This window comes from Halosimplex yunnanense (genome assembly GCF_054504345.1).
This window is the reverse complement of sequence record NZ_JBTJEL010000002.1, coordinates 1-301: the sequence shown is the minus strand read 5'-3', so window position 1 is coordinate 301 and position 301 is coordinate 1. Positions and strand designations below refer to the sequence as shown.

Annotated in this window: 1 protein-coding gene; it reads right to left on the bottom strand. The window is 66.8% G+C overall.

The features are described 5' to 3' along the window. Window positions 1–301: DUF7282 domain-containing protein (locus tag AB2U09_RS00010; protein ID WP_459190648.1), on the bottom strand; the 301-nt coding region annotated here is incomplete at both ends.

Here is a 301-nt window from a genome sequence, read left to right as displayed (position 1 = left end):
TCAGCCTCGGGGAAGTCGTAGAGGTTGTTCGAGTTGTCGTCGAGGTGGGGCATGGCGACCAGCGTGGTGGTCTCGTTGACCATGGTGTCGAGGTCGACGCGCACGTTCGAGTGCGTGCCGGCTTCGAGGTAGCGGCTGGTGCCGATGACGTCACCGCTCGCGCTGCCCTCGTGGATGGCGACGAAGCCACCGTCCGAGAGCGTCGCGGACTCGACGACGACTTCCTGGTTGTCCTCGGCGACCGACTGGTCGCTGAAGGTCAGCGAGCCGCTGGGCTCGGCGAGGATGCGGCCGTCGTAGG